The sequence below is a fragment of the Pseudomonas sp. MPC6 genome (assembly GCF_006094435.1).
Lineage (GTDB): Bacteria > Pseudomonadota > Gammaproteobacteria > Pseudomonadales > Pseudomonadaceae > Aquipseudomonas.
On record NZ_CP034783.1, the window covers coordinates 4624371 to 4648004 of the forward strand.

Annotated in this window: 20 protein-coding genes and 2 pseudogenes; 11 read left to right on the forward strand and 11 right to left on the reverse strand. The window is 57.5% G+C overall.

Annotated elements, in window-relative coordinates; translation table 11 throughout:
* Positions 1 to 32: 32 nt before the first annotated feature.
* From ELQ88_RS23420 to ELQ88_RS23445, 6 genes are all read left to right on the forward strand, one after another.
* On the forward strand, positions 33 to 275 hold the full coding sequence (locus ELQ88_RS23420) for a hypothetical protein (protein WP_138968106.1): 243 nt from the start codon (positions 33 to 35) through the stop codon (positions 273 to 275).
* A 411-nt stretch (positions 276 to 686) separates the two neighbouring features.
* Positions 687 to 1520 (forward strand): glycosyltransferase, encoded by an 834-nt coding sequence (locus tag ELQ88_RS23425; RefSeq protein ID WP_138969571.1) that lies wholly within the window; start codon positions 687 to 689, stop codon positions 1518 to 1520.
* A gap of 60 nt (positions 1521 to 1580) precedes the next feature.
* Complete coding sequence (locus tag ELQ88_RS23430) at positions 1581 to 2384, forward strand: 2OG-Fe(II) oxygenase (RefSeq protein ID WP_128871196.1); 804 nt, start codon at positions 1581 to 1583, stop codon at positions 2382 to 2384.
* A 478-nt stretch (positions 2385 to 2862) separates the two neighbouring features.
* On the forward strand, positions 2863 to 4479 hold the full coding sequence (locus ELQ88_RS23435) for an arylsulfatase (RefSeq protein WP_138968108.1): 1617 nt from the start codon (positions 2863 to 2865) through the stop codon (positions 4477 to 4479).
* A 68-nt stretch (positions 4480 to 4547) separates the two neighbouring features.
* On the forward strand, positions 4548 to 5816 hold the full coding sequence (locus tag ELQ88_RS23440) for an outer membrane protein transport protein (protein WP_128871194.1): 1269 nt from the start codon (positions 4548 to 4550) through the stop codon (positions 5814 to 5816).
* Positions 5817 to 5863: 47 nt separating this feature from the next.
* The gene (locus ELQ88_RS23445; protein ID WP_138968110.1) at positions 5864 to 6538 is read left to right on the forward strand and encodes a DUF3313 domain-containing protein; all 675 of its coding nucleotides are present in this window, start codon (positions 5864 to 5866) and stop codon (positions 6536 to 6538) included.
* A 115-nt stretch (positions 6539 to 6653) separates the two neighbouring features.
* Here the strand turns inward: ELQ88_RS23445 and ELQ88_RS23450 are convergent, their stop codons facing one another.
* The 5 genes from ELQ88_RS23450 to ELQ88_RS23470 all read right to left on the reverse strand — a co-directional run bounded on the left by ELQ88_RS23450 (position 6654) and on the right by ELQ88_RS23470 (position 12308).
* A complete protein-coding gene (locus ELQ88_RS23450) occupies positions 6654 to 8294 on the reverse strand; it encodes a methyl-accepting chemotaxis protein (RefSeq protein WP_138968112.1) in 1641 nt (546 codons plus the stop codon).
* 346 nt (positions 8295 to 8640) lie between these two features.
* Positions 8641 to 9024: a VOC family protein gene (locus ELQ88_RS23455; RefSeq protein ID WP_128871192.1), complete on the reverse strand. Its 384-nt coding sequence runs from the start codon at positions 9022 to 9024 to the stop codon at positions 8641 to 8643.
* 90 nt (positions 9025 to 9114) lie between these two features.
* Positions 9115 to 10233 carry an S-(hydroxymethyl)glutathione dehydrogenase/class III alcohol dehydrogenase gene (locus ELQ88_RS23460; protein ID WP_138968114.1) on the reverse strand — a complete coding sequence of 373 codons (1119 nt, stop codon included), beginning with the start codon at positions 10231 to 10233 and terminating at the stop codon, positions 9115 to 9117.
* A gap of 113 nt (positions 10234 to 10346) precedes the next feature.
* Positions 10347 to 11315: a glycine betaine ABC transporter substrate-binding protein gene (locus ELQ88_RS23465; RefSeq protein ID WP_138968116.1), complete on the reverse strand. Its 969-nt coding sequence runs from the start codon at positions 11313 to 11315 to the stop codon at positions 10347 to 10349.
* A gap of 132 nt (positions 11316 to 11447) precedes the next feature.
* Positions 11448 to 12308, reverse strand: coding sequence for a hypothetical protein (locus ELQ88_RS23470; protein WP_138968118.1), 861 nt, complete (start codon positions 12306 to 12308; stop codon positions 11448 to 11450).
* Positions 12309 to 12419: 111 nt separating this feature from the next.
* Here ELQ88_RS23470 and ELQ88_RS23475 point away from each other — a divergent pair, with 111 nt between their 5' ends.
* Positions 12420 to 13331: a LysR family transcriptional regulator gene (locus ELQ88_RS23475; protein ID WP_138968120.1), complete on the forward strand. Its 912-nt coding sequence runs from the start codon at positions 12420 to 12422 to the stop codon at positions 13329 to 13331.
* Positions 13332 to 13411: 80 nt separating this feature from the next.
* On the opposite strand, the gene ELQ88_RS23480 is transcribed toward ELQ88_RS23475, so the two are convergent.
* From ELQ88_RS23480 to ELQ88_RS23495, 4 genes are all read right to left on the reverse strand, one after another.
* Positions 13412 to 14665, reverse strand: coding sequence for an OprD family porin (locus ELQ88_RS23480; protein ID WP_138968122.1), 1254 nt, complete (start codon positions 14663 to 14665; stop codon positions 13412 to 13414).
* A gap of 105 nt (positions 14666 to 14770) precedes the next feature.
* Positions 14771 to 16075 (reverse strand): citrate:proton symporter, encoded by a 1305-nt coding sequence (locus ELQ88_RS23485; protein ID WP_138968124.1) that lies wholly within the window; start codon positions 16073 to 16075, stop codon positions 14771 to 14773.
* Positions 16076 to 16202: 127 nt separating this feature from the next.
* A complete protein-coding gene (locus tag ELQ88_RS23490) occupies positions 16203 to 17522 on the reverse strand; it encodes a dicarboxylate/amino acid:cation symporter (RefSeq protein WP_138968126.1) in 1320 nt (439 codons plus the stop codon).
* A 46-nt stretch (positions 17523 to 17568) separates the two neighbouring features.
* Positions 17569 to 18651, reverse strand: coding sequence for a 4-oxalomesaconate tautomerase (locus ELQ88_RS23495; protein WP_128871178.1), 1083 nt, complete (start codon positions 18649 to 18651; stop codon positions 17569 to 17571).
* Between the two features lie 169 nt (positions 18652 to 18820).
* Between ELQ88_RS23495 and ELQ88_RS23500 the strand changes: the two genes are divergently transcribed.
* The gene (locus tag ELQ88_RS23500) at positions 18821 to 19711 is read left to right on the forward strand and encodes a LysR family transcriptional regulator (RefSeq protein WP_128871177.1); all 891 of its coding nucleotides are present in this window, start codon (positions 18821 to 18823) and stop codon (positions 19709 to 19711) included.
* A gap of 94 nt (positions 19712 to 19805) precedes the next feature.
* On the opposite strand, the pseudogene ELQ88_RS23505 reads toward ELQ88_RS23500, so the two are convergent.
* Positions 19806 to 20036, reverse strand: a pseudogene (locus tag ELQ88_RS23505) (metallophosphoesterase family protein); the annotation flags it as partial.
* 89 nt (positions 20037 to 20125) lie between these two features.
* Positions 20126 to 21139 (reverse strand): GlxA family transcriptional regulator, encoded by a 1014-nt coding sequence (locus ELQ88_RS23510; RefSeq protein ID WP_178084711.1) that lies wholly within the window; start codon positions 21137 to 21139, stop codon positions 20126 to 20128.
* A gap of 197 nt (positions 21140 to 21336) precedes the next feature.
* Here ELQ88_RS23510 and ELQ88_RS23515 point away from each other — a divergent pair, with 197 nt between their 5' ends.
* From ELQ88_RS23515 to ELQ88_RS23525, 3 genes and pseudogenes are all read left to right on the forward strand, one after another.
* The gene (locus ELQ88_RS23515) at positions 21337 to 21909 is read left to right on the forward strand and encodes a chorismate mutase (protein ID WP_128871176.1); all 573 of its coding nucleotides are present in this window, start codon (positions 21337 to 21339) and stop codon (positions 21907 to 21909) included.
* Positions 21910 to 22035: 126 nt separating this feature from the next.
* Positions 22036 to 22475, forward strand: a pseudogene (locus tag ELQ88_RS23520) (hypothetical protein).
* A gap of 653 nt (positions 22476 to 23128) precedes the next feature.
* Positions 23129 to 23551 carry a nuclear transport factor 2 family protein gene (locus ELQ88_RS23525; RefSeq protein ID WP_138968130.1) on the forward strand — a complete coding sequence of 141 codons (423 nt, stop codon included), beginning with the start codon at positions 23129 to 23131 and terminating at the stop codon, positions 23549 to 23551.
* Positions 23552 to 23634 lie beyond the last annotated feature (83 nt).

A 23634-nucleotide genomic window follows, 5' to 3' on the forward strand; every position in this document is an offset into this window, starting at 1 on the left:
TGCGGGCGATTCATCAACTCAGGAGACATGGAATGTTCGAAAACATCAACGTAATGAGCGAACCAAGGGTGCTGTCGACCTACGACGGTGACGAACTCATCATTCACCCCGGCGATCCTGAGCGCATCTATGTGTTGCCGCGCCATAGCGAAGCCGCTCTGGTTGCCGGCCACGGGCTGGTGGCAGCCATTGAATGGCTGTGCAGTTCAAACGTTCTGACGGAAGCCTTTATTGAGCGGGATTTCGAACCGTTTGACAGTCGTGTGCCTCAGTAAGGGGCAAGGTGGGTCAATCAAGATCGTACTGGAACGACTACGCGGCGTGTGACCTTCCTGATTGGGACGCTCTGTAGGTGCCAGGACGCCGTATGACGAAACGAGTTTCCTGAATGCCTTACCGAGACCCAGCTCACCACTACTCAAGAACCTTTGACTAGCGCTCCTTTTGATGTAACAAAATATTTCAGCGAGGTTTACCTATAGACTAGCCCCTTATACGATGAAAGCCGCATTTACTGCTCTCCGTTAGGTTTGAGTCAACGATGATTAGACACTGAACGTGAACGGTGTAACAAAGCTATGATTTCTGGCCACGCAACGTTTGCGCGTGAAATAATAAACAGCAGCTGGATACAGGCGCGATTGTTTCTTGCACCTATCTCCAAGCTATTATTGAGTGTCTCAACGATGGGCGACACTGGTTTCCTGGCTGACAAAACTAAAGTTTTCAGCATTGTTCTAGTCAACTACAAAACACCCGAAATAACCAAAATATGCTTAGACCTATTGCATCAGCATGTGGGCAACAGCGGCGTCCCCATATGGGTGGTTGACAACTATTCCGCCGATGAAAGCACAGAGTACTTGCGGACACTTGACTGGATCAACCTGATCGAGCGAACCACTCCCGAACCGGAACAGGGCCATATCGCGCATGGCAAAGCACTCGACATGGCGTTGGCACGTATTGATACCGACTACGTATTTCTGCTGCACACCGATACGTTCATTTTCGATAAAAATGTGTTTCCGATGATGCTCAACAAATGCATGAAGAACCCGAAAGTCGTAGCCGTCGGTTGCGTAGAACAATTAAACCGCGGCACCACCAGAACCCTTTGGCGCTTCAGCTCACGACTATTCAAACACCACTTCAGACGCATGAAACTTTCCCTTGGACTACGCTCCAGAGAGCCAAAACCGTACAGGGAAGTTCACCTGAAGAGCTTCTGTACATTATGGAACTGCAAACTGATCAAACAGCACGACATGCATTTTTTGATGGATGATCGTGTACCTGGCTATACCCTCCAAGACCGCATGACCGAGCTTGGTTATGTCGTTGAACTTTTGTCGCCGCGTAAAATATTCAGTTATCTCGATCACATTCAGTCCGGCACTGTAGCTGCAGCCGGAGGCTATGAAACGACGCATAGACGAACCAAGATGTACAACGACCTCCTGGAGCGCCTGAACAAGGGCGACAGCAAAGGTCAAACATCGCAGACACGCAACAAGTAGTGTGGGCAACACTACTAAACGTCATCAATAGGTCTTTATGTTCAGGTTATTGGAGCGGTAATGACAGCCATCACTCAAACACTACCCATCACCCTCTCCCCGGAGCTTGATTTCGACCAGAACGCCGCCAGCACTTTCGGCCACTCGCTAGCCAGTAGCTATGTCCAGGCCACGCCATTTCCACACATCGTCATCGATAATTTTTTACCGAAAGACCTGATTGCGAGTATCTGCGCGCACTTCCCAGTCGAGCCAACCAACAACGAAATGCTCTACGAGCGTGGCTATAAAGGTCAGCACAAACGACAAATCAGCCCCAACGAATGCGATCCCTATCTGAAGACGGTTTTCAACGCCTTTAATTCGGCACCCATGTTGCAGTTTCTTGAAAAGCTGACGGGCATCGAAGGTTTGATACCCGACCCATACTTTACCGGTGGCGGACTGCATGAAACAAAAAATGGTGGTTTCCTGGGTGTGCACTCGGACTTCAGACTCAACAAAAAACTTAATATTGAACGCAGACTGAATGCCATTATCTATCTTAACGAAGACTGGCAAGAGGAATACGGCGGCAACTTGGAGCTGTGGGATGTCGACATGAAGACTTGTCTTAAAAAAGTCCTGCCAGTTTATAACCGCTGCGTCATTTTCAACACAGACAAAGACAGCAATCATGGGCACCCAGAGCCTTTAACGACTCCGCAGCACATCACGCGCAGATCTATAGCGCTTTATTACTACACCGCAGCAACCGTGGCGGCCGATCCCGCGCAAAGAAACAAAACCCATTACAAGCCAAGGCCCAAAGATCGTTTAAGCCTCAAGTACTATATGAGCAAGCTGATCAAGAAGAAAAACTGAACAATATCGCCAGACGATTGTTTTTTTTTGATTTTTCACCTACTCCAGAGGCTAGACACTCCGACTGTCGGCTTGGGGTCGATCCTGTTGAAAAAGCCAGACTTTCAGCTCGCCCGAACTCAGGCACGCCAACCACTGGAGAACCGCAACCAACCGCCGCAAGCTTGATGCGCTGAGCGCATTGGTAGCGCGCGGTCAGCTGCGGCCACACGTTGGCACCGTCTATTCACTTGCCCCCCCGTTCACAAAGAACGCATTGAAATGTTCCGACGTGCATTTGCCGAGGTCGCTCCTTTGCTCAGCCGCGCGAAAGGTACCCGCAGTCCAGCTGTAAAGCCCATGAAACAACAGCTTACAGTCGAGAAACTAAATACTGGATATTTAGCAATTCGTACCTACGCTCTTCCCGGGGGATCCCATTTTCAGGACGGTCGGGGGCTCGTCTCAGGGTACTCACGCAAGTGCGCAGGAGCTCGACATGAACCGGACAAAGTCATCAACGGCGTTCGCTGTATCAGTACTGTTGTCTGCAATGGTGTTCCCCGTCCTCTCTCAAGCAGCCGACAAAACAGTCCCCAACATTGTGGTCATCATGGGTGACGATATTGGCTGGTCCAACATCGGTGTGTACAACCAGGGCATGATGGCCGGTCGAACACCCAACCTCGACCAGCTCGCGGCCGAAGGCATGCGTTTCACCGACTACTACGCCGAGGCCAGTTGCACCGCAGGGCGGGCCAACTTCATTACCGGCGAACTGCCGATCCGTACCGGGATGACCACTGTCGGGCAGGCCGGTTCTCCCATTGGTATTCCCGCCGAAGCTGTCACCATCGCCACCACACTCAAGTCCATGGGTTACGCCACCGGTCAGTTCGGCAAGAACCACTTGGGTGACTTGAACGAATTCCTGCCGACCGTGCATGGTTTCGATGAGTTCTTCGGTTATCTCTATCACCTCGACGCCATGGAAGATCCGGCGCACCCCAATTATCCACAAGATCTTCTACCCACCGTCGGCCCGCGGAACATGGTTCACAGCTGGGCCACGACGACTGACGATGCGACCGTGATGCCGCGCTGGGGCAAGGTCGGCAAACAGAAAATCGAAGACGCCGGAACACTCTATCCGGAGCGGATGAAAACCGTCGACGACGAGATTCGCGACAAAGCTTTCACCTTCATCGACAAGGCCAGGCAGGACAACAAACCGTTCTTCCTGTGGCTCAATCCGACCCGCATGCACATCGTCACGCACCTGTCCGACAAGTACGAAGCCATGCGCAACGCGCAAAATGGCTGGTCGGAGCAGGAAGCCGGCATGGCGCAGCTCGATGACATCGTCGGCGACGTGATGGCCAAGCTGAAAAAAGACGGCATGGATGACAACACCATTGTGTTGTTCACCACTGACAATGGCGCGGAAAACTTCACCTGGCCGGATGGCGGCACCACGCCATTTGCCATGGGTAAAGGTACGGTAATGGAAGGTGGTTTCCGGGTGCCGGCGATCGTTCGTTGGCCGGGCAAAGTACCGGCAAACACGGTGGCCAATGGCATCATGTCCGGAATGGACTGGTTCCCGACCTTCGTCGCGGCGGCCGGCAACCCGAACATCAGCGCCGAACTGCTCAAGGGTAAACAACTGGGCGATACCACTTACAAAGTGCACCTGGACGGCTATGACCAAACACCGATGATCACTGGCAAAGGTCCGTCGAATCGCCATGAGATCTTCTACTTCGGCGAGAGCACGCTGGGCGCAATCCGTATCGATGACTTCAAGTACCGCTTCATTGACCAGCCTGGTGGCTGGCTAGGGGCGAAAACCACGCTGGACATGCCGATCCTGACCAACCTGCGCCTCGACCCGTTCGAACGCGCCGGATGGCCGCAAAACATGGCGGCCAATGGCTCGCTGGAGTATTTCGAGTGGTTCAAATTCCAGTTCTGGCGATTTGTGTTTGTGCAGCAGCAGGTGGTCAAACTGGCTGAAACAGCGGTTGAGTTCCCGCCCATGCAAAAAGGCGCGAGCTTCAACCTCGAAGCAGTCAAAGCCAGGATCGAAGCGGCCCGGGCGGCCATGGGCAAGTAAGCAGTTGAATTCGCGGGTGGCTAGCGCTCGCCACTCGCATTCATGACGGACATTTGCTGAGGTGACCCATGCAAATAAAAACATCCGCCCTGCCCGCCATTGCCCTGTGTGCACTGTGCAGTCAGCAAGCTTACGCCGGCGGCATCATGCTCTATGAAATCGGCACCGATAACGCCGGTTTGGCCAATGCAGGTGCCGCCGCCCGTGCTCAAGGCCCCTCGACCATTGCCAGTAACCCGGCGGGCATGAGTTATCTGCCCGGCACACAGATCACCGGTGGTTTGCAGATTCTCTACGGCGACCTGAGTTTCGATCGTGACTCAAATACCAACGGCACCGGCACTGGCAGTGGTAACGCCCTCGACCCGATTCCCGGGGGTGGCTTCTTCGTCAGCCATCAATTCGACGACTACTGGAGCATTGGTTTCGGCCAGTACGCTGACTTTGGCCTGGCGGCCAATTACGACAACGACTGGTCCGGGCGCTACTTCGCCCAAAACGCCAGCCTCGCCGGTTTGTCGTTTGTGCCCAGCGTGGCTTACCGCGTCAACGAGCAATGGTCGCTGGGCTTCGGCGTGAAAGCCATGTACGGCATGCTGCAAGCCCAAACCGCGATAGACCGCGAGCCTTTCGGCTTCACCGACCGCAGCGACGGCCAGTTCAAGTACAAAGACAACGATTGGGGTTTTGGCGCGAACGTGGGGGTGATCTATGCCCCGCAACCTGGCACCCGGATTGGCCTGGCCTACACCAGCAAGGTCGATCTGGACTTCGAGGACGGGCTTGACGTCAAAGGCAACGGACCCGTGCTGGAGCGCCTGGACGGCCTGAACACCCAACTCGACATGACGGTGCCGCAAACTGCAACGCTAAGTCTGTTCCAGCAACTCGACCCGCAATGGGCCTTGCTGGCCTCGGTCAACTGGCAGGACTGGTCAGAGTTTGGCGATATCTCGGTGCAAGTCGACACGACAGCGTTGGGCGCTAAAGCGACTACAGTCGACGCCCATTTCAAAGACACTTGGCAACTGGCACTCGGCGCGCAGTATCAGGCCACACCGCACCTGCTGTGGAACGTCGGTGTGGCGTATGACAGCAGCGCCGTTTCGGATGGCAACCGAACGTTTACCGTGCCCATGGGCGAATCCTGGCGCGTTGCAACGGGAGCCACCTATGCGCTGAACAAAGTCACCGACATCAACGTGAGCTGGGCCATGGTCTGGCTCGGCGATATGCCGGTGGACCAGACCAAATCCACGTCAGGCACGAGAACTTCCGGTCAGTTCGACAATGCCTGGATTCAAGCAGTGACCGGCAACATGACCTGGCGTTTCTGATGCCCTACTACCGAAAAACCGACTTAATCCATGGAGCACACACCACAATGAACCTGTCCCGAAAACTGTTTATCGGCGCTGCGCTGTCCAGCCTGCTGCTCGGCGGTTGCACCTCGAAAGTCACCGAGCGTGAGCAGTACTCCGGCTATCTGTCCAACTACAACAACTTGCAGCAGGTCACCACCACCAGCGGCGACACAGCCATGCGGTGGGTGAGCCCGTCCTGGAATCCAGATGCCTATAACACCGCGGCCTTCAACAAGCTGGAGCTCTACCCGGCGCCACAGCCCAACGAGCGGGTCAATCGGCAAACCCTGGACGAGTTGCAGAACTACATGACCAGCAAGGTCCAAGGTGTACTGGGCCAGAAATACCGGGTGGTGCCGAGCGCAAAATCAGCGCCGGCCGGTTCAAAAACGCTGATCATGCGCGCGGCGATCACCGGGGTGAATGCCGAGAACGAAGGTATGAAGTGGTATGAAGTGATTCCGGTCGCCGCCATCGTCGGCGGTGTTTCCGCCGCCACTGGCCACCGCGATCAAGACACCACACTGTTCATCGAGGCCGAGTTCATCGACGCGAGCAACAATCAGACGGTAGCCAAAGTCGTGCGCAAGGTATTCGGCAGCACACTGGAAAACACTAGCCAGAAAATCACCGCTAACGATTTCAAATCGGCAATCAATAAACTGACCAGCGATTTGCAGGCGTTCATCCGGTAAGAACAAACAGACTGTGCTACTCCGATAATGCTGCGCAACATTTGTAGAGGTCACCCGAGCGAACCAATGCCAGTACCACTCAGTGATGACCAACCTTTAATGGTGCAAACTGGCCTTACAGCTTGAACTGCGCGACCAGGTCCTTGAAGGAGATGGCCAGCCGTGCCAGTTCCTGGCTGGAAGCGCTGGTCTGGTTGGCACCTGCTGCACTCTGGGTCGAGTGGTCCTGGATGTTCAGCAGGTTGCGGTCCACTTCGCGGGCAACCTGAGCCTGCTCTTCGGACGCCGAGGCGATCACCAGATTACGCTCGTTGATGGTGACGACCATGTCGGTAATCTTCTCCAGCGCAGTCCCGGCACGCCGGGCCTGTTCCTGGGTGCTGGTGGCCAGCGACAGGCTCTTGCCCATGGCGATGACGGCCCCGTTGGCGCCCGATTGCACGGTATTGATCATGCCTTCGATTTCGACAGTCGAGGCCTGGGTGCGATGGGCCAGTGCGCGCACTTCATCGGCCACCACAGCAAACCCGCGCCCTTGCTCGCCGGCACGGGCGGCTTCGATGGCCGCGTTGAGCGCCAACAGGTTGGTCTGTTCGGCGATGCTGCGGATCACGTCCAGTACCTTGCTGACTTCCCGGATGTGCCCGGCCAGTTCGGTCACTGTCTCGGTCGACCCGGTAATCTGTTGCACCATGGTGCTGATGCCCTTGAGCGTATGGTCGACCTGAGCACGTCCATCGACGGCGTCTTCGGTCGCGGTTTTAGAGGCATCGGAGGTCGAGACCGCGTTACGTGCCACTTCCTCGACCACCGCGGTCATTTGATTGACCGCGGTGGCCGCCTGCTGGATTTCGTCATTCTGCCGTGTCAGGCCACGGGTGCTTTCCTCGGTGACCGCGTTCAGCTCTTCGGCGGCCGAGGCTAACTGATCCGAGGCCTTGGCGATCTCCTCGATAGTCTGTTTCAAACCGCCTTGCATATCCGCCAAGGCATTGAGCAGTTGCCCCGCTTCATCGCCACGGGCAGTGGAAATACGCTGAGTCAGATCGCCCGTGGCAATGCGCTGGGCACTCGCGACCGCCACTGCCAATGGGCGAGTGATCATGCGGGTAACCAGCATGCCCAGGACAGCGGCCACCACAAAGGCGATCACGATCCCGACCGACAGCATCAGCGTAGAGCTGACGTTGAGTGCTTGCGCACCCTCGGCACCCTGTTTGATCTGCCGATCGATCGACTGGAGCATGGCGTGCAGGCACTCGCGGGCCTCTCTGAATTCATCCAGGGATAGCGCGTTCAAGCGAGTGCGTGCCCGGGCAATATCGCCAGCGTTCAACAGTTCCAGGATCTGCCGGGTCGCGGCCACATAAGCAGGCCACAGGGCTTCGTACCGGTCCCCCGCCACCCGCTCATCCTCCTCCAGCGGTGTGCCGCGGTAGGTTGCGAAGGCTTGTTCCGCCCGTGCCTGCTCGGTCGCCAGGGTCTGCTGAATACGTGCCTTGTCCGCTTCAGACATGCCACTGGCCTCAGAGTCGAGCAACCGGTACAGCAGGCGGTTATGCGCGGTCAGACTGGCCAGGGTCTCGTTGGTGTTGCCCACCGAGACCAGACTGTTGGAAAAGGTCAACGACAGCGCAGTGGCCAAACGGCTGATCCCGACCATTCCCAACCCACCCACGGCCAAGGTGATCAGGGCGCAGATGACGAACGCGGTCAGCAGCTTGGTCGAAAACTTGGACGTGTTCAGAATGTTCATGCGACGAACTCGATGGGTTAGCCATTATTATTGTTTGAGGTGTACAGCTGACAGCCCCCACCAAGGCGCGCAGGCATCGGGCTTGACGGGATTTGCGCTGCACGACTTCGGTGAGACAGCCAGTATCGTCAAGCACCAGTCGACTGCGTCTCATTGAACGTCAGCGAGGTGGCATTTGATGACAGAGGGCTGGGCTTTCTCGAGAAGTTCACAGGGTGCACTGCCGGTCCTGACTTCCAGTGAGTACTGCGTCGTCGTGCGCAGTACCCCGGACAGGCAACAGCCCTACGGGGCTGCTGCCTGCTCGCCAGCCTGGTGAAGGAGGATTGCGAAGTTGCGATGAGGCTTAGGCGGCCTTGAAGCAGTACGCGGCCAGCTTGTTACCGTCCAGATCCCGGGCATAGGCGGCATACGCATCAGGTGCCCAGCCTCGAGGCCCGGGTGTGCCTTCGCAGGTGCCGCCGCAGGCCAGAGCCGCCGCGTGAAAGGCATCGATTGCAGCGCGATCCGGTGCTTCAAAGCTGACAGTGACCCCGTTGCCGACGCTGGCTGGAGCGCCGTTTGCCGGTTTCAATACGAAGAAGGACGGGGCACTCTCACCCCAGATCGATCCATTCTCATTCAGATCCGCGATGCGTTTGAGGCCGAGTGCGCCGAGTACATTGTCGTAAAAACTGCGGGCCTTTTGCAGATCGTTGGTACCGACGGTGACGTGAGTGAAGATGCTCATATTGATGCTCTCTTGGATACAAGGATGGGTATTGCAATTGGACCGGACGCTGCTCGATTGACGATGTACGCCGGGGCGGTTCTATCAGTGTTAAAAGTGAATGACGGTGCGTATGCTCTTGCCTTCATGCATCAAATCGAAGGCCTTGTTGATGTCTTCAAGCCCCATGGTATGGGTGATGAAGGTGCTTAGCGGGATTTCACCGGTTTTAGCCTTCTCGACATAAGAAGGTAATTCGCTGCGACCTTTGACTCCGCCGAAAGCGGAGCCGCGCCAGACACGGCCGGTCACCAGCTGGAACGGTCGGGTACTGATTTCCTGGCCGGCACCCGCGACTCCGATGATCACCGACTCGCCCCACCCCTTATGGCAACACTCCAAAGCTGCACGCATGAGATTGACGTTACCGATGCATTCGAAGGAGTAGTCCACGCCACCCTCGGTCATCTCGACGATCACCTCCTGGATGGGCCTGTCGTAATCCTTGGGGTTGATGCAGTCAGTGGCGCCCAATTGCCGGGCGATCTCGAACTTGGCCGGGTTGATATCGATCGCGATGATTCGACCCGCCTTGGCCATGGTGGCGCCAATGATCGCCGCCAGGCCGATACCGCCCAGGCCGAAGATGGCCACGGTGGCGCCCTCTTCCACCTTGGCCGTGTTGAGTACCGCACCTATGCCGGTGGTCACGCCGCAACCGAGCAGGCAGACCTTGTCCAGCGGCGCATCCTTGGGGATTTTCGCCAGGGAAATGTCCGGCAGCACGGTGTATTCGGAAAAGGTCGAGGTGCCCATGTAATGGAATATGGGTTGGCCCTTGTAGGAAAAGCGACTGGTGCCATCCGGCATCAGGCCCTTGCCTTGAGTGGCACGGATCTTCTGACAAAGGTTGGTCTTGCCGGATGTACAGAATTTGCATTCGCCGCATTCGGGGGTGTACAGCGGGATCACATGATCGCCCACTGCGAGGGAAGTCACCCCCTCGCCGATAGCCACGACGATACCGCCGCCTTCATGACCGAGAATGACCGGAAAGATACCTTCCGGGTCGGCACCGGACAGCGTAAAGGCATCGGTATGGCAGACACCGGTTGCGATGATCCGCACCAGCACTTCCCCGGCCTGTGGCGGTGCCACATCGACTTCGACAATTTGCAGGGGCTGATTGGCCGCGAACGCGACAGCCGCCCGTGATTTGATCTTATTCATAAAATTCCGCACGCAAAAAAGGCTGCCTCTAGATAGAAGCAAAGAAAAATCAGGAGTGATTTCGGTGTTGAGAAGGCGTTACCGCTGTTGGGCGTCCTTGCCCTGATTGCCGATTAAAGCGCTGCCTGGATTTTGTTGGCGACGGCTTCATCCACCCAGTTGCGCCACACCTCCGGGTGTTCCTTGAGGAAAATCCTGGCCAGCTTGGGCGATTCGATGCGTTCCCTGGTCATCCTCGCCAGGTTCTGATTCAACAGCTCGATGGGAATATTGACCTTCTCCAGCACTGCAACCAGCTCGGGTGCCTGCTCATGGAAGGCTTTGGAAATACCGACTTTGGTCACCACGGTTTTATCGACACCCGGCTTTTCTTCCAGCCGTATCGCATCGATCTGTCCCATCAGCGGCGTCGGTGACCAGTAGTAGAACAGCACCGGTTCACCGCGCTTGTAGCTGGACAGTACAGCGGCATCCAATGCAGCGCCTGTTCCCGGGCGGAAGTTGGTGAAGGTGTTTTCCAGACCGTAGTCTTTCAACATCTCAGTGTTTTCCTGTTCACAAATCCAACCCGCAGGACAGTTGTAGAAGCGGCCCTTGGACGGCTCTTCCGCGTCTCGAAAAACCTCAGGGTATTTGCTCAGGTCAGCGACCGTTTTAAGGTCCGGCGCTCGGGCCGGCTTGTTACGTTTTGCGTCCCCCTCAACCACATAACGCGGCACGTACCAGCCCTGGACGGCACCCATGATCGGTGAGCCAATCGCAACGACCTTTCCGGCCGCTGCGGCCTTTTTCCAGACTTCGCTACGCTCCATCCACTCTTCGCCGAATACCTGGATGTCGTTGCTGGCCAGAGCGGTCTCGAGAATGATGGTATTGCCGACCAACTGGTCGGTTGCACAGCCGTACCCTTCCTTGAGCACAATCATCATGATGTCGGTGAGCAGCATCCCGCTTTCCCAGTTCAGGCCGGCAAACTTTACCGGCTTGCCCGAATCACACCACCCTGAAGCCTGGCTTGAAGCACTGGCAGCGAGTACGCCAAGTGTGAGTAACGAGGCCAGCAAGTTCTTCCTGTATTTCATGATCAGACGCTCCGAAATTATTGTTGGGGGCAGCGAGCTGTCGCGTGCTGCACAGGCGGCAAACGAGACCCACGGATCGAACGTGGACAAGTGCCTGTGCAAACACGTGGAGCGAAGAAGTGTCGAGTGCTTTTATTGTGAGTGGCGCTGATCCTGAACCAAAGGCTCTACCGACGTACGTCCGTAAAACAATTTACGCGCATAGTCGCTGAATTCGACATTGGGCTGATCCACGTAAGCCAATACCGCGTTGAGCCTGAGCGTGTCCCCTGCCACCGGCGTCACCCGATGCAGTGAATAGCGGCCACGAAACAAAGTCAGGGTGCCGGGCACCTGAGGCAGCACCTCTATCTTCTGAGTGGCGGGGTTATCGAGGAATTGCCTGACCGCCTCATGGCAATCGTCGTGCTCGTTACGCAGCATGCGTACATACTCGAAATCCCCACCGGCACTCGCGGCCTGAAGTGACAGCGTCACGCTGAAGTCGGATCGATCGAAGTGCCACCCCAATTGTTGCCCTGCCGTAAAGCCCTGCAGGTTAAGCGCCGCCAACGGATCTGCATGGCGATAGAGCACGTCCAGATCCAATACATCTCGAATGAAAGACAGCACTTCGTCCGATTGGTAAATCTGCCTGATCAGATTGTCCGCCGGGATATCGGCGTAAGCGACCGTGTCTTTCTCGGTGTTCATCAACCGCCGCAGTGGATGCTCTGGATCGACGCTTTCGTCCTGAGGCTTGAAGTACACCGTGTGGTTTTCGCGGAAATGGAACATGCGTGGGTGCAGTGCAAGGGTTTGATCCGCCATCGTGCCGACCACTTCATCGCGGACGAACCCCGGGAAGATCGCAACGCCTTCCTCGCCGAGCAACGATTGACTTCGAGTGACCAGGTCCAGATACGCCGGGTCGGTTCGATCGGTGATGGGATAACGCTCAAGGTCGACGATATCGCCCAGAGTGACTGCAGGTGTGAAGGCAAGCTTTGTCATGTTTGTTGTTCTCCGATGGCGGTTGCTGAAACCAGATTGCACCGGAGCAAAAAACAAGTCACGCTCATAATATTACGCAAATTTGTGAATTATCTTCAGGTCGCTCCCCCTATGAGACTCACTCTGGATCACCTTGTGATGCTGAAAACCCTGTCGGAAGTCGATTCAGTGACAGCCGTTGCCGAGCGCTTATGGCTGACCCCCTCTGCGGTCAGTCACCGAATACGCGAGGCGGAACGGCGGCTAGGTGTGAGCCTGACCGAAAGATCGGCAGGAAAATTAAGACTCAGCCCTGCTGGCGTGCGCCTGGAACGAGCCGCCAAGGACATCATCGCGATACTCAATGAAGCCGAGTCTGAAGCGAGGTCCATGGCCGGAGGCGTTACGGCTTTTGTTCGTATGGGGGTGACCTCCTACGGCCCGTTTCGCTGGATTCCAAAATTCATCAAGCATTACTCAAGCCTGCGGCCGGATATTGAGATCACCCTGGTGACCGTGCCTCGCGATGACGTCTACGCGAGCCTGATGCAAGGACGGATTGACGTGTCCATCATTGATGACGGCATGGTGCCGAGTGGTGTAGCAAAACTGCCCCTTTTTCGGGACGACCTGATTGCGATCATGGCCACCGACCATCCCCTTGCGGGAAGGAAAAATATTTACGCCGAAGACTTCAAGACCTACAACCTGGTGACGTACTCGACCGATCGCGCGAGTGGCTGGGAATACGATCGGTTCTTCGCCCCCGCCAGCATCTTGCCGCGCCGCATGATCACGGTGGAATTGATCGAAGCCATCGTCGAACTCGTGCGCTCGGGCTACGGAATCAGCATATTGCAACGCGACCTGGTGACCCCCAGCCTCGAGCGCGGGGAGCTTGCGTGGGCCGCCCTGAATGACGGCCTCGACATCGCCTGGAACGCCATTGTTCGTCCCTCGGAACGGGAGGACAGTGAGGTCAATAAAATGGTGACGGAGCTGAGTGCCTGGATTAAAAATGCAGGGAACCCTGCGCACCGCTGATTCCGGCTGGTGCGTACTTCGATGCCCTCGACGAGAGCCTTGTCGTGCAGGCCCCCTTGATCCCTGGTTGAGAAATATCCTTACCAGATCGCAATGTCGTAGGTGAAATAAATCCGATTACTATCGCGGCCACGTGCGAAGTCCGCGCGATAGACATAATTACGCACTTTCACCCCCAGGCCTTTGAATGCACCGCTCTGGATGACGTAAGCCAGTTCAGTGTCACGTTCGGACTCTTTGATCTGGGTGTCGGACTTGCCATCGTTGCCCTTCAGGTAACGGGTCATGAACGTCAGGCCTGGTACACCCAAGGGCGCAAAGTCATAACCGTAGCTGAGCATCCAGGTTTTTTCGTCCTCTTCGATGAACTTGCCGATACCGACGTTACTGAACGAGTACACCGTTGCGCCACTGATGTAAGGCAGTCCTGCGGTACCGCTGAGTCTTTGATAACCGCCTCCAAAGGTGTGCCCGGCAACCGCGTAAGACAGCTGACCGCTGAGCATCTCGTTATCGATTGTCGAGGCGTAGGCACGTCCGTCGTCGTGGCTGTTGAAGTAGCGCAGGTCGCCCGTCAACATCCCGGGGCCTAACGGAAAATCGTGCTGGATGCCTGCAAAGTCCTGACGATAAAAGTTTTCCAGCTCGCCATGGAAGTAGCTCAAGCGCGTGTGCTTGCCGAGTGTGTAGTCGCCACCGGCGTAGGTGAAATTCCCGCCTTTGTCGCCGGTGTAACCATCGGCAACGATCGGTACGCTATCGGTGGAATCGCGCAGCTTGAAACGGTCCAGATGTCCCGCTGTCAGGGTCAGGTTATCGATGTCGGTGCTGATGACTTGCCCCCCCTGATAGGTCTGCGGTAGCAAGCGCGCGTCGTTGTAGATCAAAACAGGCGTCTTGGGCAGCAGCGTGCCGTACTTGAGCGTGGTCTTGGCCAGCTTGACCTTGGCCGCGGCCCCGGCACTGGCAAATTCGTCCGCAGCCCGGCCGTCGTCATGCACAGGAAGAAGCCCGGTGCCGCTGCGGCCACGCCCGGAATCGAGCCTGACTCCCAGCAAACCCAAGGCGTCGGCCCCGAAACCCACGACGCCGGGCGTGAAGCCTGACTGAAAATCCAGCAGGAAGCCCTGCGCCCACTCGGTGCGCTCGCTTTTAGCCGTGCTGGCCGAACGGGCACTCAAACCATGCTCATCACGAAAGTTTTCGTTGAAGTAGACATTGCGCAGCTGCAACTTCAGTTTGCTGTCTTCGATGAAATCGCTCGCATCAACACCTGCAATCGGCAACATCCCCAGAAGAGGTAAAAGCGCCCTGCGAGTCAGGAAATGGGTCATATCGAACTACTCTTGTTGTTGTTTTTCAGGATGCAGATATCCGCGCGCCGACGGTCGGGCGCGTGAAATGATCCAGTGGTGAGTCAGGGGTGAATCAGGGGTGAATCAGGCGAACAGCGTCAAGGCCCCGGTCAGCAAAGCCAACGCAGTGATCACCAGGGAAGTGAGTACCGCCCATTTCACGGTGGCACGCTGGAAGTCGCCGATATCGCGATCGACCATGCCCACCAGCAGCAGGGTCGAAGCGACAAGCGGGCTCATCAAGTGCACCGGCTGGCCCAGGACCGACGCCCGGGCAATTTCCACCGGGTCGATGCCGTAGGCCGCAGCTGCATTGGCGAGGATTGGTACCACGCCGAAGTAATAGGCGTCGTTGGACAGCACGAACGTCAGCGGCATGCTGGTAATCGCCACCACCAGCGGAAACAGGTGTCCCCAGGACGGTGGAATCCACTCCACCAGCGTCTGTGCCAAGGCATCGACCATTTTAGTGCCGGAGAAAATCCCGGCGAAAACGCCGGCGGCGAACACCAGCAGCACCACGGTCATGGCGTTGCCGGAATGGGCGAGGATGCGTTCCTTTTGAATGTCCAGTTGCGGGTAGTTGATCATCAGCGCCAGGACGAAACCGATCAGGAACAAAATCGCCGAATGGGCCAGGCCCATCACCAGCGCAATCATGACCCCGATCACTAGCAGCAGGTTCACATAGGCCAGCTTCGGGCGTTTGTGCGGAGTGTCTTCCAGAATGGCCTTGATGTAGCAATCGCCACCGCCGCTCTGAAGCAGGGTATTGCCGATCCGCTTGCGTTCGGCGCGCCCCAGCAGAAATGCCGTGAACACCACCCAGGCGGCGCCGCCGATCATGGTCGGCAACAACGGAATGAAATAGTCTCCGGCATCCACGCCCAGCGCAGCAATTGCCCGGGTCGCCGGGCCACCCCATGGGGTCAAGCCGCTCATGATGCTCAGCGACAGCATGGCAATCGTGGCCAGGATCATCGGGTTCATGCCGATGCGCTTATACAGCGGCAGCATCGCCGCACAGGTGATCATGTAGGTGGTGGTGCCATCCCCATCCAACGCCACAGTCAACGACAGCAGCGCGGTGCCGATGGCGATTTTCATCGGGTCGCCGTTGACCCGCTTGAGAATTTTGCGGATCAGCGGGTCGAACAATCCCGAGTCGATCATCAACCCGAAAAACAGAATCGCGAACAACAGCAGCGCGGCCGACGGTGCGACCATTTTCAGGCCGTCGAGCATCATTTTCCCGGTGGTCCCGCCAAAACCGCCAATCAGGGCAAAGACGATCGGCACCACGGTCAACGCAACGATCGGCGACAAACGCTTGGACATGATCAGGTAGGTGAACACTACCACCATGGCCAGGCCGAGTAAGGCGAGCATAGGGCATCTCTCTTGTTGTTATTGATGGCGAGACCGACGCACAGACGAACGATCCCGAGACTACCAGACGACGCACTCGGTGACGTCTGGTAGCGGGTTGTGACGAGCAGGTTTATGGGTAGCGGTATTAACCCTGTCTGGCGATTTCGGCAGGTTCCCAGGCCTGATCGTCTGCCAGTGGCGTCGGCGCTTTTCCGTCCAGGGTGGCGAGCAGGACCTGACGGTCACAGGCGTTCTCGGAAATCGAGATCACCACGGTCGCCACGGCGTTGCTTGCCAGGCTGGTCAGCGCACGTGCTTCGGACATGAAGCGGTCGATACCGATCAGCAAGGCCAGGCCTGCCAGCGGAATGTCATGGATCACCGTCAGCGTGGAGGCCAATGCCACAAAGCCGCTACCGGTGACCCCTGCTGCGCCCTTGGAGGACAGCAGCATGATTGCCAGCATGGTGAGGGTCTGCGTGAAGGTCAGGTCGATATTGCAGGCCTGTGCAATAAAGATTGCCGCCAGCGACAGGTAGATCGCCGTGCCATCGAGGTTGAACGAATACCCCGTCGGCAACACCAGCCCCACGACACCTTTCTTGCAACCCAGCGCCTGGAGTTTTTCCAGCATGCGCGGCATCACCGGTTCGGTAGAGGACGTCCCCAGCACCACCAAAAACTCTTCACGCAGGTAGCGCAGCAACTTCCACAGGCTGAAACCATGGGCGCGGCAAATGCTGCCAAGCACCACAAAGACAAAGAAACCGCAGGCGATGTACAACGTCATGATCAACTTCGCCAACGAACCCAGCGAGGTGATGCCGTACTGCCCGACTGTGAACGCCAGCGCCCCGAAGGCACCGATCGGCGCAAAGCGCATCAGGTAGGAAAAGATCTTGAAAACCATCTGCGATGCGGCTTCGAGCACATCGAGTACAGGCTTGCCGCGCTCACCCAGCGATGACAGGGCAAAACCGCAGAGCACGGCGATAAACAAGACGGGCAGCACTTCACCTTTGCTGAACGCACCGATGAAGGTGTCGGGGATGATGTGCATGAAAAACTCGACGACCCCAAGCTTGGCTGCCGACTCCGTGTATTGCGACAACCCTGCGGTGCTCAATTGGCTCGGATCGATATTCATGCCCGCGCCCGGCTTGAACAGGTAGACCGCCACCAGGCCGATGATCAGGCTGATCACCGTCAACCCGAGAAACAGCAGCATGGTCTTGCTCAGCAAGCGACCCAGGGAGCGTTTATCACTCATCCCGGCGATGCCCGTGACGATAGTGCAGAACACCACGGGGGCGATCATCATCTTGATCAGCTTGATGAAGGCATCACCCAGCGGCTTGAGGGCAATGGCCTGTTGAGCCCAGAAATGGCCAACAACGACACCCAGCAGTACCGCGCAGAGGATCTGGAAGTAGAGCGATTTTACGACTTTCATGGCATCACCCATTTTTGGAATTGTTCTGATGCAGGACGACAGTGACTACGCGGGACGACTACCCGGCGAGTCGTTGAGAAACCGGGGCGTAGACAAAGCCGGAAAACAACCTTCGCGCGGTACGAACCACCGAGGCACGGATCGTTTTACCGTCATTCCCGGTGTATGACAGTACGACGTCGATACCACCGCTCGGATGCTCGATTCGCACCTGTTGCAACCGCGGCTCAGCGGTGGAACCGAGCATCTGCGCGACCACACTGCCCTCGCTGACACAGGCCGTGGCCAGACCGATGGAACCGGTAATGGCCAGCGCTCGATGGCAGTTGTGCGGCATGAAGTAACGAACCTGCAACGTGCCTCCCGCCTTGGCTGGCGACACCAGTACAGGCTTGGGGATAACCTTGTCGCTGACATCACCCAGCCCCATGGCCCTGCCCGCCTGCAAACGCAGGGATTCGAGGCGCTGCAGAAAGTCTTTGTCGGCGTCCAGTTCGGCCGGTGTTTCATCACCACGCTTGCCCAAGTGGCACGCCTCGATAATGAGCATCGGCATCGCCATATCGATGCAGGTCACCGCGATGCCGTCGAAGCAATCCTGGGTGTTGCCGGTAGGAAACAGCTTGCCGGTCTTGCTGCCCGCCGCATCGAGAAATGTCAGTTGAACCGGCGCTGCGCTGCCCGGTACGCCATCGATGACGGTATCGCCTTCATAGCTGACTTTGCCGCCAGGGGTGTGCACTTCAGACGTGACGAAGGTGCCCGTGTTGAGATTGCGGATCCGCACGCGGGTGGAGTTGCCGCCTGCCTTGACCAGGCCCTGCTCGATGGCAAACGGCCCGACCGCGCAAAGCATGTTGCCGCAATTCGGCGCGGTATCGACCCGGCGCTGGGAAACCATGACCTGCACGAACAGGTAATCCACATCGGCATCCGGGTGCAGTGAAGGGCTGACGATGGCCACCTTGCTGGTCTGCGGGCTGCCGCCGCCGATGCCGTCGATCTCCAGCTCGTGACCGGAACCCATGACCGAGAGCAACAGCTCATCGCGTTGCTCAATGGACACCGGAAGATCCCAAGCGAGAAAAACCGGCCCCTTTGAGGTACCGCCGCGCATTAACACACAAGGAATACGTTGCATGGCCCACTCACTCTTGTTGATCAATCGGAGCAATTGATGTCTTGCAAACAAGAGTGACAGGGATGTAATGGTGTTTCCAATGCAAAGATCGGAGCGATTATTGCGTTTCACAAAAGAAATAACTAAGGTTAAACCACTCGATCAGTCCCCTTCCACGGCGAGACGACTAATGGAATATGAGCTTCAGGACATCCGATCTTTCGTGAAAATCGCCGAACTCGGCAGCTTCCACGAAGCGGCCGATGCGCTTCACCTTTCGCAACCCGCGTTGAGTCGGCGGATAAAAAAACTGGAAGAGGGATTGGGCACTGCCCTACTCGATCGGACCACGCGCAAAGTCAGCCTGACCAGCGTCGGACGTGATTTCTTGCCCAAGGCGCGCAGATTGCTGGACGATTTCGACGATTCCATTCTGAATATTCGCGAACTGGCAGAACGCCAGATCGGCCGTGTAACCCTGGCCTGCATACCCACCGCGGCGTTTTACTTTCTGCCTTCGGTGATTCGGATCTACAACGAACGCTACCCGAAAATCCGGATCCGCCTTCTCGACCTGAGCGCTAATGAAGGCTTGGAGTCGGTGCTCCGCGGTGAAGCCGACTTCGGTATCAACATGATGAGTGGCCAGCACCCCGACATAGAATTCGTTCCGCTGGTAAACGAGCCGTTCGTATTGGCATGCCGACGCGATCATGAGCTGGCGAAACGCGCCTCGGTAAGCTGGTCCGAGTTGAGCGACTACCGACTGATCGGAGTCGGGCGTCTGAGCGGCAACCGTATGCTCCTGGACCATGCGCTATCAGGGCTGAGCTGGCGTCCCCAATGGTTCTACGAAGTGCAGCATCTTTCTACATCGCTAGGATTGGTCGAAGCGGGTCTCGGGGTGTCAGCGATGCCGAGCCTGGCAATGCCCGCGGGCGATCATCCGACGTTGGTGAGCGTTCCGCTGATCGAACCTGTGGTCAATCGGTCGTTAGGGCTTGTCTATCGACGAGGCGCTTCACTCTCCCCGGCGGCAGAAAAATTCGTCTCGATACTGCTTGAACAGTGGCCGCAGTAACGTCCCCTAACGTAGCCTGATTTTGCAGAAGACGATGCAGCGGGGGGCGGTGCGGCGGTTCCTTTTTGGTTGGGGACCGAATTTCAGCGAATGGTCATTCCAATAACGAAACCAGCCGCGGCTCAATCGAGCCCTCAAGCACCTCAAGCAGCGCCAGCGTCACCGGCAGCTTGAACCTGCGCCGCCCCGCGCTGCCTGGGTTGAGGTACAGCCGTTCGCCGCGCCAGTCTATGCGCGGCTTATGCGAATGGCCGGTGATCACCAGCTTTATCCCGGCATCCAGCTCCGCCCGCACGTCGGCAATGTCATGCACCAACAAGGTCTGCTTTCATGTGCAGCTCCAGGGCAGGCTCATGATGATGAATACGGATTACCTGAGCCAGCGCGCTCGGGTCGCCACACTAAGCCTGGCCGTCACTTGACCAGGCGCTTTTCCTTGGAAGGCCTGTAGCCAAAATACGAGCTGTAGCACTTGCTGAAATGGCTGGGCGAAACGAACCCGCAGGCCACCAGCACGTCGACCTGGGACAGCTCGGTGTGCTGCAGCAGTCGACGGGCTTCGGTGATCCGCAGCTCCATGTAATAGCGCTGCGGCGTGGTGCCCAGTTGTTCCTTGAACAGGCGCTCGAGTTGGCGACGCGAGCGGCCGGCGTAGACGGCCAGTTGCTCCAGTTCCAGCGGCTCTTCGAGGTTGGCGTCCATCAGCTTCACCACTTCGCGCAAGGGCGCGCTGACGCAGATGTTTTCAGTGGGTTTGATGCGCCGGTAGCGCGACTCCTCGAACGCCAGGATGTCTTCGATGCCCTCGACCAGGGCTTTGTCGTGCAGGCCCTTGATCCAGTCCAGTGCCATATGGAATGCACCGGAGGGGCTGGACGCCGTGAGCCGGTCGCGATCGATGACATAGGGTTCGCTGCTGACCTGGGTCGCCTTGGCGATTTCGGCGAGCGCGGGGCGATGTTCGGGGTGGATTGCACAGCGATATCCGTCGAGCAGGCCTGCCCTGCCGAGGAACCATGCACCGTTCCACAATCCGGCCAGCGTGACGCCCTGGTCTGTCGCCGCTCGCAACAGGTTGATGAACTCCTCGTTCGCCTTCAGTTCTGTCCTGTAGCCGCCGCAGATGACCAGCAGATCCAGGTCGTGGATCGCAGCAGAATCGAGGCGTGCATCCGGGCGGATCACCAGCCCCAGGTCGCTGACGACTTCTGCGTCGTTCAGGCCGAACGTGCGCGATGAGAACAAGCCGGGGCGCAGCAGATTGGCGGTGACAATGGTATCCAGTGCCTGGGTGAACGCAGGCAGCGAGAAGTGCTCGAGCAGCAAAAAGCCCGCTCGAGTCATCTGCGCAGGCTGGCCAGGGCTTTCATTCAGGTAGCGGAGGTTTTTACCCTTCATGCCTCCGCTGAATTGACGTCGTTCGATCAATGTTCGACCCACTCGTTTACGTTAACCAGCCTGTCGCTTGGCGCGCCGGTAATGCGTTCATGCTACCTGCACCAGCGCAAAAAGCCCTAGCGCGATTATGCAACTGACTGCGCAAGTCAATCAGCCACCTTAACGGCCCTGCCACACCTGTGTTACACATCACCTGCCTGTGAATCCCGCGTCCAATGAGGTTGCCAATGCTCCATTCCCCACGCTTACCGCAGCTGCTGACCTGCGCCCTGCTCGGCTTGTTCGCTGGCGGCGCACAGGCCGCCACGCCCGGACCGGCGCCCGAGAGCCTGCAGCCGCTGCTGGCGACGATGAACGAGCGCCTGAACATTGCCGATCTGGTGGCGCTGACCAAGTGGGACAGTGGCAAACCGATCCAGGACAGTGCCCGGGAAGCGCAGGTCATCGCCGACGCGAGGAAGCTGGCCGTGGCGCGCAAGCTGGACCCGAACGACGTCGCCGAATTGGTCAGTGCACAGATGGAGGCCAACAAGTTGGTGCAGTACGGCCTGATCGCGCAATGGCATGCGGCGGGCAAGGCGCCTGACACGCCACGGCCGGATCTCGCCAGGCAGATCAGGCCTCAACTGGATGAGCTGCAGAACCGCCTGTTGCAGCAATACGCCAGGTTCGTGCCCTATCGCACCGACCCCAACTGCCAGGACTGGCTGGCCACGGCGCGATCCGGCCTGATCAAGGACGGTTTGCATGGCCAGGCACTGATACGGGCTACTGGCGAACTGTGTGTTGCTGATCGGTGAGAGTTCGTGGTTGATGCAGCCATTGACGGAGTTAATAGTCACCATTAACTCAATGAAGTTCTCTTAAAAACTCCGGGGCGTAACATCGCCTCCATACCAGACACCTACACCCCGGAGCACACAATCATGAAACGCCAAATCCTTCTCAGCCTCGCTTTCTCGGTTTTTGCAGTGAACGCTTTCGCCGCTACCTCCGCTCACCCGGTTGTCGCTGAGGGCGGCTCGGATCGGTTGATTGAGAGTCGTGTGGCTGAGGGGGGTCGGATCGGTTGATCGAGAATCGTGTAGCTGCTGATGGTTCGGATCGGTTGATCGAGAATCGTGTAGCTGCTGATGGTTCGGATCGGTTGATCGAAAATCGGGTGGCTGCTGATGGTTCGGATCGGTTGATCGAGAATCGCGTGGCTGCTGATGGTTCGGATCGGTTGATCGAAAATCGGGTGGCGGCTGATGGTTCGGATCGTCTGATCGAAAATCGGGTGGCTGCTGATGGTTCGGATCGTCTGATCGAAAATCGCGTTGCCGAAGGTGGTTCGGATCGGTTGATCGAAAGCCGTGCGGCATAAATGAATGGTTTTACCGCGACACCCAACGAAAAACCCGGCCTCGTCTGCCGGGTTTTTTATACCTGCAATAACCCGCAATTCATGGGATGCCCGGGCGATCGCCAAGATCACCGCCTTCGGTATCGACACAATCACCTGCATACAAACAGATTGGAAATCACCAAACCTGTAGGAGCCGGCTTGCTGGCGAAGGCGTCTGCATGGGTACTGCAAGGCTCGAGGCCGCCTTCGCTGGCAAGCCAGCTCCTACAAGGGATCACCGGTGTACAGATGGATTGTGGTCAACGCCGAACCCTGTAGGAGCCGGCTTGCTGGCGAAGGCGTCTGCATGGGCGCTGCAAGGCTCGAGGCCGCCTTCGCTGGCAAGCCAGCTCCTACAAGGGATCACCGGTGTACAGATGGATTGTGGTCAACGCCGAACCCTGTAGGAGCCGGCTTGCTGGCGAAGGCGTCTGCATGGGCGCTGCAAGGCTCGAGGCCGCCTTCGCTGGCAAGCCAGCTCCTACAAGGGATCACCGGTGTACAGATGGATTGTGGTCAACGCCGAACCCTGTAGGAGCCGGCTTGCTGGCGAAGGCGTCTGCATGGGCGCTGCAAGTCTTGAGGCCGCCTTCGCTGCGGTGCGGCCAATAATAAAAATACAGGAGTTGAAGATGTCTGGACTGAACCTGCATCCCCAAGCCGCAGCCTCTCTGAACCAGTGGCACGCCATGATCCGCAAGGGTGACTTGAGCGCCTTGCCTGAACTGTTGGACCCTCAGGCGATATTACGCTCGCCGATGGCGCACAAGCCTTACCCGGAAGCGGTCGTGGTCTCGAAGATTCTCAACACGGTCATCGAGCTGCTCGATGATTTTGTCTATCACCGGGAACTGGCAACGGCGGACGGCTTGAGCGTCGTGCTGGAATTCAGCGCCAACGTCGACGCAAAGGCGCTAAAGGGCATCGACATGATCCGCTTCAATGAACAGGGGAAAATCGTCGAGTTCGAGGTGATGGTCCGCCCCTTCAGTGCCTTGCAAGCCTTGGGCGAGCAAATGGGAAAACGCGTTGGCGCCTACCTCGCAACCCTGTAGGAGCTGGCTTGCCAGCGAAGGACGTCAACGATAACGCATTGTTCATTGGCTAAACGCGTCGCCCGTGCTGTCAGCGGTCGAAC

What these genes read in the sequence shown, in the direction of transcription:
- ELQ88_RS23435 (WP_138968108.1), top strand. Translation starts at nt 2,863, where the DNA reads ATGAACCGGACAAAGTCATCAACGGCGTTCGCTGTATCAGTACTGTTG.
- ELQ88_RS23460 (WP_138968114.1), bottom strand. Translation starts at nt 10,233, where the DNA reads ATGAATAAGATCAAATCACGGGCGGCTGTCGCGTTCGCGGCCAATCAG.
- ELQ88_RS23420 (WP_138968106.1), top strand. Translation starts at nt 33, where the DNA reads ATGTTCGAAAACATCAACGTAATGAGCGAACCAAGGGTGCTGTCGACC.
- ELQ88_RS23445 (WP_138968110.1), top strand. Translation starts at nt 5,864, where the DNA reads ATGAACCTGTCCCGAAAACTGTTTATCGGCGCTGCGCTGTCCAGCCTG.
- ELQ88_RS23475 (WP_138968120.1), top strand. Translation starts at nt 12,420, where the DNA reads ATGAGACTCACTCTGGATCACCTTGTGATGCTGAAAACCCTGTCGGAA.
- ELQ88_RS23490 (WP_138968126.1), bottom strand. Translation starts at nt 17,522, where the DNA reads ATGGGTGATGCCATGAAAGTCGTAAAATCGCTCTACTTCCAGATCCTC.
- ELQ88_RS23450 (WP_138968112.1), bottom strand. Translation starts at nt 8,294, where the DNA reads ATGAACATTCTGAACACGTCCAAGTTTTCGACCAAGCTGCTGACCGCG.
- ELQ88_RS23430 (WP_128871196.1), top strand. Translation starts at nt 1,581, where the DNA reads ATGACAGCCATCACTCAAACACTACCCATCACCCTCTCCCCGGAGCTT.
- ELQ88_RS23495 (WP_128871178.1), bottom strand. Translation starts at nt 18,651, where the DNA reads ATGCAACGTATTCCTTGTGTGTTAATGCGCGGCGGTACCTCAAAGGGG.
- ELQ88_RS23515 (WP_128871176.1), top strand. Translation starts at nt 21,337, where the DNA reads ATGCTCCATTCCCCACGCTTACCGCAGCTGCTGACCTGCGCCCTGCTC.
- ELQ88_RS23465 (WP_138968116.1), bottom strand. Translation starts at nt 11,315, where the DNA reads ATGAAATACAGGAAGAACTTGCTGGCCTCGTTACTCACACTTGGCGTA.
- ELQ88_RS23485 (WP_138968124.1), bottom strand. Translation starts at nt 16,075, where the DNA reads ATGCTCGCCTTACTCGGCCTGGCCATGGTGGTAGTGTTCACCTACCTG.
- ELQ88_RS23425 (WP_138969571.1), top strand. Translation starts at nt 687, where the DNA reads ATGGGCGACACTGGTTTCCTGGCTGACAAAACTAAAGTTTTCAGCATT.
- ELQ88_RS23440 (WP_128871194.1), top strand. Translation starts at nt 4,548, where the DNA reads ATGCAAATAAAAACATCCGCCCTGCCCGCCATTGCCCTGTGTGCACTG.
- ELQ88_RS23525 (WP_138968130.1), top strand. Translation starts at nt 23,129, where the DNA reads ATGTCTGGACTGAACCTGCATCCCCAAGCCGCAGCCTCTCTGAACCAG.
- ELQ88_RS23480 (WP_138968122.1), bottom strand. Translation starts at nt 14,665, where the DNA reads ATGACCCATTTCCTGACTCGCAGGGCGCTTTTACCTCTTCTGGGGATG.
- ELQ88_RS23455 (WP_128871192.1), bottom strand. Translation starts at nt 9,024, where the DNA reads ATGAGCATCTTCACTCACGTCACCGTCGGTACCAACGATCTGCAAAAG.
- ELQ88_RS23500 (WP_128871177.1), top strand. Translation starts at nt 18,821, where the DNA reads ATGGAATATGAGCTTCAGGACATCCGATCTTTCGTGAAAATCGCCGAA.
- ELQ88_RS23470 (WP_138968118.1), bottom strand. Translation starts at nt 12,308, where the DNA reads ATGACAAAGCTTGCCTTCACACCTGCAGTCACTCTGGGCGATATCGTC.